The organism is Vibrio mytili (assembly GCF_049563345.1).
Taxonomy (GTDB): domain Bacteria; phylum Pseudomonadota; class Gammaproteobacteria; order Enterobacterales; family Vibrionaceae; genus Vibrio; species Vibrio mytili.
Window position 1 is genome coordinate 808,373 of record NZ_CP110482.1, and the last position, 14,984, is coordinate 823,356.

The 14,984-nt window shown below is 44.9% G+C and carries 9 protein-coding genes; 4 read left to right on the plus strand and 5 right to left on the minus strand.

Going from position 1 to position 14,984, the window contains the following annotated elements:
- The first annotated feature begins 140 nt into the window (after window positions 1-140).
- Entirely contained in the window at window positions 141-866 is a 726-nt protein-coding gene (locus ONE56_RS17245) for a TetR/AcrR family transcriptional regulator (RefSeq protein ID WP_041153885.1), read from the plus strand.
- Window positions 867-1,033: 167 nt separating this feature from the next.
- Here the strand turns inward: ONE56_RS17245 and gcvT are convergent, their stop codons facing one another.
- Together gcvT and ONE56_RS17255 are read right to left on the minus strand one after the other, a co-directional pair.
- The gene (gcvT, locus tag ONE56_RS17250) at window positions 1,034-2,152 is read right to left on the minus strand and encodes a glycine cleavage system aminomethyltransferase GcvT (RefSeq protein ID WP_041153886.1); all 1,119 of its coding nucleotides are present in this window, start codon (window positions 2,150-2,152) and stop codon (window positions 1,034-1,036) included.
- 255 nt (window positions 2,153-2,407) lie between these two features.
- On the minus strand, window positions 2,408-3,031 hold the full coding sequence (locus ONE56_RS17255) for an XRE family transcriptional regulator (RefSeq protein WP_331437593.1): 624 nt from the start codon (window positions 3,029-3,031) through the stop codon (window positions 2,408-2,410).
- 399 nt (window positions 3,032-3,430) lie between these two features.
- Between ONE56_RS17255 and ONE56_RS17260 the strand changes: the two genes are divergently transcribed.
- From ONE56_RS17260 to gcvP, 3 genes are all read left to right on the plus strand, one after another.
- Window positions 3,431-4,726 carry a serine hydroxymethyltransferase gene (locus tag ONE56_RS17260; protein WP_041153888.1) on the plus strand — a complete coding sequence of 432 codons (1,296 nt, stop codon included), beginning with the start codon at window positions 3,431-3,433 and terminating at the stop codon, window positions 4,724-4,726.
- A gap of 36 nt (window positions 4,727-4,762) precedes the next feature.
- Entirely contained in the window at window positions 4,763-5,143 is a 381-nt protein-coding gene (gene gcvH, locus ONE56_RS17265; protein WP_041153889.1) for a glycine cleavage system protein GcvH, read from the plus strand.
- A 111-nt stretch (window positions 5,144-5,254) separates the two neighbouring features.
- Window positions 5,255-8,119, plus strand: a complete 2,865-nt coding sequence (gene gcvP, locus ONE56_RS17270) for an aminomethyl-transferring glycine dehydrogenase (protein ID WP_423840563.1) — start codon at window positions 5,255-5,257, stop codon at window positions 8,117-8,119.
- 234 nt (window positions 8,120-8,353) lie between these two features.
- Here the strand turns inward: gcvP and ONE56_RS17275 are convergent, their stop codons facing one another.
- From ONE56_RS17275 to ONE56_RS17285, 3 genes are all read right to left on the minus strand, one after another.
- The gene (locus ONE56_RS17275; protein WP_423840564.1) at window positions 8,354-9,805 is read right to left on the minus strand and encodes a hypothetical protein; all 1,452 of its coding nucleotides are present in this window, start codon (window positions 9,803-9,805) and stop codon (window positions 8,354-8,356) included.
- Between the two features lie 21 nt (window positions 9,806-9,826).
- Window positions 9,827-11,386, minus strand: a complete 1,560-nt coding sequence (locus ONE56_RS17280; RefSeq protein ID WP_423840565.1) for a bifunctional metallophosphatase/5'-nucleotidase — start codon at window positions 11,384-11,386, stop codon at window positions 9,827-9,829.
- A gap of 715 nt (window positions 11,387-12,101) precedes the next feature.
- A complete protein-coding gene (locus ONE56_RS17285; protein WP_423840566.1) occupies window positions 12,102-14,363 on the minus strand; it encodes a hypothetical protein in 2,262 nt (753 codons plus the stop codon).
- Window positions 14,364-14,984: the final 621 nt, after the last annotated feature.

Below are 14,984 nucleotides of genomic sequence, written 5' to 3' on the forward strand. Positions count from 1 at the left end.
AGTATAATTAAAAATTGACACCAATCAAGTTATTTTCCATATGTATAATAAATAGAAAGGGAAATATGAATTTGATTAGTCAAAGCACGCGGTTTCTGGTACAAGTAACCAGCAATGCCATATAAAGGAAAATTCAAACTATGAATGAAAGAAAGCAGGGACGAAGAAGTGCCGAGACAGCAGAACAAACCAAATGCCTTATTCTTAAAGTGGCTGCAGATATGTTTTGTGAACTGGGTTACGAACGCGTTTCACTGCGTAACATCAGTGAAAAAGCTGGAGTTTCACATAGTTTGATTCGTCATCATTTTGGCAGTAAAGAGAAGATTTGGCAGGCAGTCACTGACGCTATGGATAAGTTCATGCAAGACTATATGGCCGAGCTCATCAATAAAATGCCTGAAGATACCCCTTCAAATAAAAAAATTTATCTGTTTATGGTTCAGATGCTTGCCTTCTGCTTGATGAAACCCCACCCAGTTCAGATGATTGCCGATTCAATAAGACAAGATGACAATGCGCTATTTGAATATTTCTTAAAGTCTAAAAGAGGCTTCTCGTCAATCTTCACAAGTACCTTTTGTCAGTACAATAAAGAATACCCAGACGCACCATTCAATCCATGGGAAGCCAAATGGCAAATGCTTATTTTTGCACATGGGGCCAACTCGCTGTCCCCGATGATGCAAGAAACATGGCCAGACAGTGCAAATCAGCGCGACCAGCTTTTAAAGAATCACTGGGAACTGTTCAACTCCATCATGGCGAGTAAATGTGGCATCACCCAACAAGACATGCTCCATCCGGATAAACTGGACGATATCGTCATTGATATGTGTTGTGATATCGAAAGTGCGCTTGTTTGACGCTGTATACGCAGTACGTAGCAAAAAGAATCATTAAAAATGCCGAGCTAATTTGCTCGGCATTTTTGTTCCAATACTTTTTAATGTGGCTCAACCGCGGCTATGACTTATTCGCGTATAACTTGTTCGCATATGACTTGTTCGCGTATGGATTATCCACGTATAACTTATCCACGATAGTAACGCTGAGGTACAAATGGCATCTTCTCAACCGTCATTGGCAGCATTTTACCACGAACTTCAGCAAACAATTCATTACCAATCGCAGCCAAATCAGCTCGGACGTACCCCATAGAAACAGGCTTACCTGCATTCGGACCCGCTGTACCACTGGTCACGATACCAACTTTAACACCCTCAGAATCAAACAGTTCAACGCCTTCACGAACCGGCGCTTTTGTCTGACCGACAAGGCCAACACGTTTACGTACAACATCTTTCGTTTCGATTTGCTGCAAGATGATATCGGCACCAGGGAACCCACCTTCTCGCTCCCCGCCAGTGCGACGAACTTTTTGAATCGCCCACAACAAACTGGCTTCAACTGGCGTCGTTGTTGTATCCAAATCATGGCCATACAAACACAAGCCACACTCTAAACGCAGAGAGTCACGTGCGCCTAGGCCAATCCATTCGACTTCATCTTCGGCAGTCAGTTTTCGCGCTAGCGCTTCGGCGCTGCCTGCAGGAACTGAAATTTCGTAACCATCCTCACCCGTATAACCACTGCGTGAAACGATGCACTCGATACCTGCAATATCAACGATGCGAATATCCATAAACAACATGTCTGCAACTTCTGGAGCAAGACGAGACAATACTTGCGCCGCTTTCGGACCTTGAATAGCCAGAAGAGCACGATCTTCAATCACTTCTAACTCAACACCAGCCGGTAGATTTGCGTTCAGATGCGCGATGTCCTGCTCTTTGCATGCTGCGTTAACCACGACAAAAAGATGATCACCTAGATTAGCAACCATCAGGTCATCCATAATCCCGCCATCGTCATTGGTAAAGAATGCATAACGCTGCTTTCCTTTATCAAGGTCAATAATGTCGACAGGAACTAAAGTTTCTAAAAATGCAGCAGCACCTTGACCAGTCAAACGAAGTTGCCCCATGTGAGAAACGTCAAACAGGCCTGCAGCATCGCGAGTATGTAGATGCTCCTTCTTTACGCCAAGTGGGTACTGAACAGGCATGTCATAACCAGCGAACGGAACCATTTTTGCGCCAACTTCTATGTGAAGAGCATGCAGTGGTGTTTTAAGAAGTTCTTGAGTCATTTTCGTCTCCATTTAGATAGACCCGCAGATGCGATTGCATTTATGTTTCCAATAATAAACACGCTTCACTCTATTTTGCACGAACAAGAAGATCATTGACGCTAAAAATGTGACTTTTAACATTTTATAAACAACAAAGCGATTTAAAATTGAACGTAATTACGTCAATCACCATCAATATACACGTTATTTTACCCCTGCCAGCACCAATAGCAATCGTTTGCATTCACTATAGGAAATATAGGCCATTTAACACTACTTAGCCGTAACCCATAGTATATGGGCATCTTCATCACTGACACTGGTCAACATATGACCCATGTTAGCGTCATAGTAAACACTGTCGCCTTCATTCAAAATGACTGGCTCATAGAACTCAGAATAGAATTTCACTTCTCCAGATAAGATCAGCAAAAATTCCTCACCATCGTGACGAATCCAGTCTTTATACTCTTCAAAGCTTCGAGCTCTTATCTGACTCTTAAACGGCATCATTTTTTTATTCGAAAGTTGTGTCGCTAACAGTTCATGCTCATAGGTCTGAGTGGGATGCGGCTTGCCTTGGTTTTTCTTGGTAATATCTCTACGACCAGCAGCAGCTTTTTTCCTAGGCGGTTCAAACAGTTGCGGCATATCTATTTGCAAACCAGACGCCAGCTTTTGCATTGCTTGGAAGGTTGGTGAAATCTGCTCATTTTCGATTTTACTTAGCGTGGAACGAGCAAGGCCTGTGCGCTGGCTCGCCTCTTCCAAAGTAATACCTAGTTTTGCGCGAATATCCTTAATGCGTTGACCCAATTTCAACGGGTCAACATTTTGCTGCTTTTGCTCTTTCGTCAGCGTCATCGATGGGTATTCATCGTAAATGTTGTCTGCCATAAATCCCTCTAACAATATCCCTAATTGTGTCTTCCCTGCATTGTGCATGAACCCTATAGTGGATAAAAGTCCACCAGGAACATTAAAGCGTGCTCTTGTTAACAAATCAAGAAATCATGTTTCCTATACGAAATTTTGGTTGAATGTTTTTGTCGCAAACGTTATGTTATCGACTTGTTAGATGTAGAGATGCAGTTTTTCCGTTAGAGATTGAAGCAGGAAGCGTGAATCCAACGGAGTTTTTGCCCATTTTTTAGGGCTGGATGTTCGCCCTGTCTTGCAATGCGAGTTAAGTGTCGCAGCTACGTAGGACAGCTGTTTTGAGGACAAATGAACCGAACCGCAAACCAATAATTCATTCGATGCGGGTTCATTTTCAAATTTGGAAGGTCAACCACCATGAACAAGAGTTACCCTAACCACAGCTTGGAAAACTTTTTCTCTACCAATCTCTCTGCGACTGATGACGCTGTATTTGCAGGTATCCAAGCGGAGTTTGCTCGCCAAAATGAACAGATTGAACTGATCGCTTCCGAGAACATTGTTTCTAAAGCGGTCATGCAAGCCCAAGGCACTTGCCTAACAAATAAATACGCTGAAGGTTACCCAGGTCGTCGTTATTACGGTGGTTGTGAGCATGTTGATACCGTTGAGGCTATCGCTATCGAACGAGCGAAAAAGCTTTTTAGTTGCGAATACGCAAACGTTCAACCTCACTCTGGCGCTCAGGCCAACGGCGCAGTTAAACTCGCCCTTCTTCAACCAGGCGACACCATTTTAGGCATGTCTTTGGATGCAGGCGGTCACTTAACTCACGGTGCGCGCCCTGCTCTATCAGGTAAATGGTTTAACGCGGTACAGTACGGTGTTGACCGCGATACACTAGAAATCAATTATGAAGATGTTCGTGCTCTGGCTGTCGAGCACAAACCAAAGATGATCATCGCAGGTGGTAGTGCGATTCCACGCGTTATCAATTTCGCGAAATTCCGTGAAATCGCAGATGAAGTTGGCGCGATCCTGATGGTAGACATGGCTCATATTGCCGGTCTTATCGCAACAGGCGCTCACCCTAGCCCATTGCCACACGCACACGTCGTAACAACAACCACGCACAAAACACTTCGCGGTCCACGTGGCGGTATGATCCTGACTAACCACGAAGACATCATTAAGAAAATCAACTCAGCCGTCTTCCCTGGCCTTCAAGGTGGCCCACTGATGCACGTTATTGCGGCAAAAGCGGTGGCGTTTGGCGAAGCCCTTGGTCCTGAGTTTAAAACTTATATCAATTCAGTGATCAACAACGCAAAAGTATTAGCTGAAGTATTGCAGACTCGCGGTTGCGATATTGTGACAGGCGGAACAGATACTCATCTTATGCTGGTTGACCTTCGTCCTAAAGGTTTGAAAGGTAACAAAGCAGAAGAGGCACTTGAACGTGCAGGAATCACGTGTAACAAAAATGGCATCCCATTTGATTCAGAGAAGCCTATGATTACATCGGGGATCCGTTTGGGTACTCCGGCTGGCACAAGCCGCGGCTTTGGCGCAGAAGAATTCAAACTCATTGGTAATTGGATTGGCGATGTACTGGATGGGTTAGTTGACAGCCCAGAAGGTAACACAGAAGTAGAACAACGCGTTCGCAAAGAAGTGAAAGCGCTGTGTGAACGCTTCCCTCTTTACCGATAAACAATTTTAACGCAGTTATTTTTTGGAGATTAAGCAATGGACAACACATTGAAGTTTGCAGATAGCCACGAGTGGGTACGCGATAATGGTGATGGTACAGTGACTATCGGAATTTCTGAACATGCGCAGGAAATGCTAGGTGACGTGGTATTCGTCGACCTGCCAGAAGTGGAAGACGAAATTGAAGCTGGTGATAGCTTCTCACTCGTTGAATCGGTAAAAGCAGCATCAGATATCTACGCACCAATCAGCGGTGAAGTGGTAGAAATCAATGAAGAGTTGGAAGATAGCCCAGAGCTTATCAACGAAGAACCATACGAAGGCGGCTGGATTGTGAAAGTGAAGATGTCTGACCCATCAGAACTCGACAATCTGAAAGACGCAGAAGAATACCTAAACTCTATTGAAGAAGAGTAATTAGGAAGATTTTCAAAGCTGTCTCCTTATGGAAGGCAGCTTTTTTCAATGTTCGGAAATATAGACCTTATCGTTGACGACACATCCGAACGATGGAGTAGGTAAAGGACAATGACTGAATTACTTCAAAGCCTCAGCACGCAAAATGAGTTCGTTGCTCGCCACAACGGCCCAAACAAATCTGACCAACAAAAAATGTTGGACGCGATCAACGTCGCTAACCTTGATGCACTTATCGAAGAAACGGTTCCAGCACAAATTCGTTTGGAAAAACCGTTATCGTTAGCAGAAGCGAAAAGCGAAGCAGACATGCTTGTCGCAATGCGTAAGTTTGCCGATCAAAACCAAATCAAACGCACATTCATTGGTCAAGGTTACTACAACACCTTCACGCCAAACGTGATTCTACGTAATGTACTAGAAAACCCAGGTTGGTACACTGCGTACACACCTTATCAGCCAGAAATCTCTCAAGGTCGTCTAGAAGCGCTACTGAACTACCAGCAAATGGTCATGGACCTAACGGGGATGGAAATCGCGAACGCTTCTCTATTAGACGAAGCAACGGCAGCCGCCGAAGCGATGACACTATGTAAGCGCGCTGGTAAGAGTAAAAGTAACGTATTCTTTGTCGCTGACGATGTTCACCCACAAACGCTAGAAGTAGTAAAAACTCGTGCGAAATACATCGGCTTTGACGTTCAAGTAGGTTCACTGGAGTCGCTACCAGAACAAGACGTTTTTGGTGCACTCGTTCAATACCCAGGCACAACCGGTGAAGTTCGCGACTTGACGGACATCATCGCTAAAGCCCAAGCAAACAAAACTCTCGTCACGGTTGCAACTGACCTACTCGCTTCAACTCTGCTTAAACCAGCAGGTGAAATGGGTGCGGATGTTGTTATCGGTTCAGCGCAACGCTTCGGCGTGCCAATGGGCTACGGTGGTCCACACGCTGCATTTATGGCAACGCGTGACAAACACAAGCGTACTATGCCTGGTCGTGTTATCGGTGTCTCTATCGATGTTAACGGCAATCAAGCTCTACGTATGGCCATGCAAACACGTGAGCAGCACATCCGCCGTGAAAAAGCGACCTCGAATATCTGTACTGCGCAAGCATTGCTAGCAAATATGGCGTCTTTCTACGCGGTATTCCACGGCGCAGAAGGTCTACGTACGATTGCTCGTCGCACTCACCACATGACTGCGATTCTCGCTGCCGGTCTGACTAAATCTGGATATGAGCTAACACACCATAGCTTCTTCGACACCATTACTATCAATACAGATAGCAAAACAGAAGAACTGTATGCGAAAGCGCAAGCAGCAGACATCAACCTACGCAAGCTCGATGGCAAGCTAGGTATTAGCTTCGACGAAACAACAACAACGGCTGACATCGATGCGCTATTTGCTGTGTTTAACGTACAACTAGATGTTAACGCCCTGTCTTCTGAAATCGCAAGTAATGAGTTTGCCGCCATTCCAGAAGCACTGCGTCGTACTTCAGAGTTTCTCACTCACCCAGTGTTCAACACGCACCACAGCGAAACGCAAATGATGCGTTACCTAAAACAGCTTGAGAACAAAGATTTCTCATTGACGCACGGCATGATTCCACTGGGCAGCTGTACAATGAAACTGAACGCGGCCGCAGAAATGATTCCTGTAACTTGGCCTGAGTTTGGTTCAATTCACCCGTTCGCACCTCTTGAGCAAGCGGCTGGTTACACTGCCCTTGCTAAAGATTTAAAAGAGAAGCTATGTGAAATCACTGGCTACGACGATTTCTCGCTACAGCCAAACTCTGGTGCATCAGGTGAATACGCAGGTCTTATCGCGATTCAACGCTACCACGATAGCCGTGGCGAAGGTCACCGTAACGTATGTTTGATCCCAAGTTCAGCACACGGTACTAACCCGGCGACAGCGTCAATGGTATCAATGAAAGTGGTTGTGGTTAAATGTGACCAAGACGGCAACATCGACATGGGTGATCTTGCTGATAAGATCGAAAAACACAAAGACAACCTATCAAGCATTATGATCACTTACCCTTCTACGCACGGCGTTTATGAAGAGCAAGTGAAAGAAGTGTGCGAAATGGTGCACGCAGCTGGCGGTCAGGTATACCTAGACGGTGCCAACATGAACGCTCAGGTTGGCCTAACCTCTCCGGGCTTCATCGGCTCTGACGTATCTCATCTGAACTTACACAAAACTTTCTGTATTCCACACGGTGGTGGCGGTCCGGGTATGGGTCCTATCGGTGTGAAATCTCACCTGGCTCCTTTCCTACCTGGTCACATTGAAAATGGCGTGGAAGGCAAAGAGTTAGCGGTTTCTGCTGCTGATATGGGTAGTGCATCTATCTTGCCTATTTCTTGGGCGTACATCGCGATGATGGGTGAAGCAGGTCTGCTAGACGCGACTAAAGTGGCCATTCTTAATGCCAACTACGTGATGGAACGTCTACGTCCTCACTACCCGATTCTTTTCCGTGGTAAGAACGGCCGCGTCGCGCACGAATGTATTGTCGATATTCGCCCGCTAAAAGAAGAGACAGGCATCAGCGAAGAAGACATCGCAAAACGTTTGATGGACTACGGTTTCCACGCGCCAACGATGTCATTCCCAGTTGCTGGCACATTGATGATAGAACCTACTGAATCTGAAGATTTAGAAGAACTTGACCGTTTCTGTGAAGCTATGATCGCAATCCGTGAAGAGATGACGAAAGTGAAAAACGGTGAGTGGCCACTTGAGAACAACCCTCTTGTGAACGCACCTCACACTCAAGTGGATCTCGCATCGGACTCTTGGGATCGCCCTTACTCTCGCGAGCTAGGTTGTTTCCCATCGAAGGCGACGAAGTCTTGGAAATACTGGCCAACAGTAAACCGTGTAGATAACGTTTACGGCGACCGTAATCTAATCTGCTCGTGCCCAAGCATCGAAAACTACGAAGATTAATTCCGTATGTGATCACAGCATATCAGGTTGGATACAGGCTTGATAAACATAGAAGTACAAAAGCGAACCGGAAGGTTCGCTTTTTTATTTGAGTACATTCGTCTTGGATTTAGGTAAGTAAAATCATCATTGGACAGAAATGAGTTAGAGTTGGCGATCCAAGTCAGACAATCTGAATTTGGGCAAATCTGGCTTAAAAATAAGAGCCTTAAATGGAGAATTTTTACCTTTGAATCAGTCTTTCAACCCTGACGGTCTGGAAATCCCCAAACTTTGCAACGGAGCCGCTTTTTGTCGACACAGACTTTCCACTACTGAGCTAATTTCCGCTGGCATAACACCAAGTTTGTTCCCAACCTCTAGCCTATCGTCAAAAACCAAATTAAAAAAATAACGGTAAATATCTTGCCATTGGTGGAGACGTTTCAGGCTTATTCTGCGTGCATACTCAGGGCTTAACCAGCCGTTGAACTCATGCCAAAAATATTGGTTCCAATTGGGATGAGATGGGAATAACTGTTCGACTCTAAACTGCTTATTGGTTAACACGCCTATGCCAACATGCCAGTAGCTTTGCGCATAATCAATGAACAATCGATACCATTTTTCATTCCACCAGCTCATGGTTTTTGTCATCGCAGTTGATTTTGAATTTGGCATTTGTTTTTGTACATGGCAATAGAACAGAGCTGTTTGATCACGGCTGACTTCCTCACAGAAAGCGGTAATCGCAGCTCCACGCAAAAAACTTTCATGTTCAAGAACAATAGCTTGAGGAGGAAAGCTAATCACCTTCTGTCGTAGATTCTGGAAGTGAGCATGAGCAGCATATACTGGGCGAAAAATGAGCGCCTCTTTAGACAAAGCGTGACGATGCTCGGCATAGGCAAGCATATCAAACTGACTGCGAGCCATGATTTTGCTGTAAGTTTTCTCAGCTTTACTCAAGACATCCTCATCATCTTCGACCTTTTGCTCAACTGCATCCAACTTATAAATGCCAGACGGTAAAGCTTCTGACAGCAATGAGGATTGGCTGGATAGTGCATTGTCATTGATAAGTAACATATAACCAGAACGAGCATCAGCGCTTGAGACAGTCCAAAGATAGGTTTCACGCTGCTGACTTTGATGGTGCTGGAAACCTGATCGGCAGGTTTGCACGCATGTTCTGGTTTGAATCAACGGCAAACTAAAATTAGCCTCCCACTGACGACTGGCGTAAGTAAGCAAATTCGCTAGCATGGTAATGCGCTGTGAAAACGCTTTATTACTCAGCTTACAGACCTTTTGAAGATTATCAGGAGTCACGCCTTTAATGAGCGCATCCATTATTGGCTGAAGTTGTTTGCTTAGCTTCTCAACATTCGGCAGCGTGACGACTTGCTGACATTGAGCACACTTAACTCGCTGGCTGCCAGAGGCAGTGAAACCGTATCGGTGAAGTTGTGGTTGCAAGCAACCACAACTATCAAAAAATTCCAGATCAAATTGGTCTCGTTTAATCTGTTGAGCGAGTTCGATTATCGGTTGGTTGGATAATACTGGAGGGAATGCCCCGCATTCGGGGCAATGCCATGCATCATAGCCAAGCCGATTAGAGCGAGTATAAATGCTAAGATCTTGCTGGCCACAATTGGGACAACCGTAAGTCTTACACCCATTATATTCTACTCTAAATGGCATCCGCTCTCCTGTTACCGTTGCTTATTCAGATACATCTACTTGACGACCTAACGCAGGCACTTTGACATGTTTCTTAGCTTTAAACTGGTTAATTAACGTCTGTGTAATAGAGCTACTTTCAGATAACAGTTTGCCATCTGCAAAGACTTTATAGCCGTCACCACCGCTTGCAGCATAAGAGTATGTTGCTACTTTATAGGTTTGAGTATCTTTTACTGCCTTACCTTGAATTTTCAACGTCAGTAAACGTTGCCCCTCAGGCCTTTTACCATCGTATTTTGCTTCAATACCAGAGAATTGAGCTAATCCGTAAGGCAACTTGTAGCTATATTCTAGTAGCTCTTTAACTTGCTTACCCGTCAACTCAACCACTGACAACTTATCAGTGAATGGGAACAGGTCCATAACGTTTTCCATCGTGACCGGACCTTTGTTTAAGTCCACACGAATACTGCCTGAACTAATCATACTTATATCCGCATTACCAGCTTCACGCATCATGTCCGCAACTAAGTTTCCGACATTAGATTCACGGTAATATCGACGGAATGCCGTTTTATCAATTGTCGCTATCTCTTGATTCAGCTCTGGATATTTAGCTCGCGCATCGTCGATTAACTGCCCTGTTTTAGCATCTCTTGCTAACTTGTCAGATTCGACAGGTATCAGTTTCCCTTCTAGCAAGTTTACACTGTGTTTATCTGTATCAACGGCAAACTTAGTGTAACCAAGGTATTTTCCTTGTCCGAAAGTTAACCCAATAACGGTACCTGTTTTGGGGTGAACAACGGGTTTCCACAAACCATGGTCAGAGTGACCGCCAAAGATAACATCAACCCCCTTTAGCTTTCCTGCCATTTCATAGTCTTCATCGAAGCCACGTTGCACTTCGGGATCCGCTTCTTTATCCGTCTGCATAGGCGCAGTTTTGTTTTGGTGCGTTAATACGACCACCATATCGACTTCATCACGAATTTTATCAACCCAGAACTGAGTCACTTCCGCAGGGTCATCAACGGTTAAGCCTTTGCGGTTTCCTTTCCACATGGTGTTATAAAAGGCATCAACACCCATCACACCAATAACCCCGATACGAATGCCGTTGCGTTCAATGATTGTGTATGGCTGTGCAAAAGGTGCGTTGTTTTGTTCAAATTTAATGTTTGCATTCAATACTGGGTAAGCCGCTCTTGGCATATTTTGTTTGAGTGTTTCCCAACCATATTCAAACTCATGATTACCTAGTGTTATTGCGTCGTATCCCATTGCACTGTACAGGTCAAACGAGAGTTTCCCTTTTGTTTTTTTAGCCAGCGATCCAGTAAAAATATCACCCGCATCGAGCAGGAAACTGGTGTCTTCTTTTGCTCGCACTTCCTTGATTAATGTGGCTAAGTAAGGAATGCCACCAATACGTGCTATATCAGGGTTCCAGAACGCATCTACAGGTTCGTAAACACTCTCAATATCATTGGTATGGAGTAAGGTTACATTACGAATTTCTGCAACCGCGCTGTTCGAAACACCAATCATAGTTGCAATCAATGACAACATTATTGGCGAGGCAATTTTCTTTTTCATAGTCTGTTCCGTGTAAAATGAAAAGCAAAATGTGACATGGTTAGTGTCGGATTGATTATGCTTAGCTCAATACACGTAATATTTGAATCAGCTCACATCAGCCATATAGAAAACAGAAATGGAACTCCGGAGTTTCTTTTTGTGTTGGTCGCAAGGCATGCAAAGAGTTATATGCAAAAAGCGAACACGTAGCAAAGCTAGGGAATTCCAGATAGTCTGAGCTGAATAACGGATTAAAAGATAAGTGTGCCTTTCTGTCAGCCACACTTATCCTGACATATAAATACAGTATTTGTAGTGGCTTAATGATCCCGGACAGAACTAACAGCATATTTAACCTGAACTCGGGATAACCTAAGCCTCTCAGTACTACTCTTTTAGCGCCTAACCTATTTAAAATCAACGCAATAGACCAGCTATTGTCGTAGAATGCTACCTAGTTATGCATCTAAAATTACAGTACTAAGTAATGAAAAAGTATCTATGTTTTTAAATCAAAGGGTTATAGCCTTTCTTGTCCCGAATTCAGGTTATTTAGTCATTAGAAAAAATAGGTCAAATAATGAGAAATGTGTCCCAAATCTTTGGCTGAAACACTTTGGGGCAGAGGTGTGTTTGCCATAGCCAGTTAAATAACCCATGACAAAAGCTCTGATAGAGGAAACGTGGCAAACTGTATTATCTTCTGACTCTATAAACCTAATTTATGGGCATTCTAATCAGAGCTGGGGGTTAGCTCTGATGCAACCAATGAATCCACCCAATGGCTTCGAGCTTGCTCATACATATCACAGATCACCTGCTCGGTAACGAGGAGAGATACCTCCTCGGCCTTTGCGAGTGTTTTCTCGATGTGCTTCATATCGCTACGTTGCTGCGCATGGGCATTTAAGATATGGCAATACATTACCAATTGGCCGCGGTAGAACCCACTGCGCTGCCACAATGCTAACCCCTCCTCCGCTCGCTCAATGGCTTGTTGATACTCACACTTAAGCAAGTGCTTACGGGCAAGACCATTTAGACAATCGGTGTAGGAGTGGTGCAGATCATTTTGCGCTGCGATTGCCTTGGTTTGGCGTAGCAATTCAATCGACTCATCGATCTGGCCTAGATACTCCATCGCCGTACTCATTGATAGATTGATGTAGATGGTTTCAGCGGTATTATCTAACGCTTTGGCGATTACCAGTGCCTCTTGATAATCTTGATAGCTCTTTTGGAAATACTCGCTGTCTTGAGTTTCTAAACCTAACGAAAGGTAGCAAAGCCCACGTTGCGTCATGGCGCGGCAGCGGATCATTTCAAGGTGAGAACGGTGCGCCTCTTCAATGAGGGGCTCGATGATGGTAAGGGCTTTTGACGTCTGGCCATGTTGCCTTAGCGTCATAGCAATCTGCACCTTCGCCTCCCCAATTGTCTCTGGAGAGCTGCCGATAGCGGCAAGGTCTTCAAACACGGATAGCGCCTCATCCATACGACACTGCTGTTGGTACAGCTTACCGCTCAGGTGCAGGAAGTCCTCTCGGTCTTTCTCCGAGATCTGCGCACTTTCAAGGTAGTGCTGGGCTTCGATGAAGTTTTTGTAGCCTAGCTGAGCCTCACCATTGATGCCGTTGATCTGGTCGGCATAATAGTAAAATAGGCACGTCAGTGCGGTGTTTTTTGATTCATCAGACTGATGGTCGAGCAAGGCCCGCTTCATCAATGGATTGATCGAAAATGCCTGTCCGGGTAAGGTCTGGATAAACGAGTGCTGAGTCAACCTATCCAGTTCGGTAGCTGGGTATCCGGTATTGTATTGCCGGATCATATATTGAAAAAGTTGGCTATCGAAGTGCCGACAGTTTGCCAGTACTTTCAGGGTTGCACTCTCCGCTCGGTCTAGGTAGCGGATAAATCTATCTAAGATCTCTCTCTGAGTCTTGCCCTGAAAATCATCCGGCGTTGGGGTTCGTAATAGAGTGAACTTAATTTTTTGATAGGTATCAACAGAGACATCAAGGTAAAAGGGAACCCCCTTGCTGTTCTCGACGATAACATCAATGATTTCAGAGTCTTGGATATCACAGCTTTCCAAAAAATAGCGTGCATCGGTTTCAGAGAGTGACTCGAGGATGTGCGAATCCAACACCTCTGCCCAATCGGACTGGTACTCTGACCATCTCAGCTTGTCTCGACCAGCAATCACAAACAGCACGTTGGGATGATGGGTAATCCACTCACGCACCCACTCATCGACTGAAAAAAAGTGCCCCTCACGATAAGCGTTGTCCCACATGGCCTCGTATGAGTCGATAAAGACACACAGCTTTTGTGCATCATCCTTATCTAACGCAGCATTCAAGTCTTCAGCCAGCATCATAGGCAGGCGCTCTGCGATTTGCTGTGGAGTTAGACTTGGTAGCTCTTTGAAGATACGGCTGCCCGCCGAACTCCACCAGCGTTCTAGGACGTTCACGCCTTTTTTGCCCAATACGGCTAGCTTAGTCACTACGCTGGCAACTGGTAGCGCCTCTAGTGTCTCGACCAAGGCTTGAGCGATGTCCGTCATCAGATCAGAGGTTTGCAGGTACTCTAGGCTAGGGTCGTTGATGGTGATATCGGGGTTTACCTTTTGCAGATAGATCAGGTAGGCAAAATCAAAGGAGCGAAAGCTCGGCTTGGGCTTAAACTGTTGGGCTAAGGTTTGGCGCAATGAGCGGAGGCAAAAAGCGCAATCTTGATAAGCGGGGTCCTCCATGTCGATACGTACATGGCACCAGTCACTGGTTAGAGATTCACTTTTCGAGAGCTCTTTAAGCAATCGAGATTTGCCAATACCGCCAAAACCATAAAAATTAATGACGCTATGCTCAGTGGAGTCAAAGTTATGGATTGCCTTTCTGAATGTCTCCCTCGGAAGCTCTCGGTCGGTGAAGATGCGTTGAGCCTTAATTGGGGCACTATTGAATGTGTGTTTAGGTTTAAGAGCCATCGAATTCCTTTCTCGACTATGCCGGTACGTTTAGGGAGGATATCGCCTCGGACAAATGTGTGCCCTAGACCTTGCCCCAATCATAAATGATTCTTGCGGGAAGTCATGGTTAGCTAGAATATATCAACTAAACATTTGATCTGAATCGATTTGGGCGGCAGCTATGTATTATTACCCACGCTGTCTAGAATGATGTTTAATGCGGGGTATCGCTCGACTTTATAAGTGAAAAGCTAGCATCCTTATTTTCGGTCCATATGATTTCGTCACCTTGCTACCAATTGAGATCCTTTAGATAATCGTCAGGGATCTCGAAGTAGTGCTCGCCTTTCTCGGTTATTTTTATCGGTACTCTCATAGGTTGACCTTTTCTTAAACAAGTATTCGACAATCAGCACTATAGAATCATAATGAAAACTAAGTCAAATTATGCATATTAGGCTTGACGTAAACAATAGGTTTCAGCACGGAATGGGGCATTTCTGAGCTAGAAGTGCTCACAGTGAACTTGTGATCACCGTGAACAAAAAACTATTAGCAAATAAGCAGTTAATTGCCTCTTCTCATACTGATGATGTACCCCCTCTGTCCAAAACGCGACGATTTTCGTCAACTTCTATT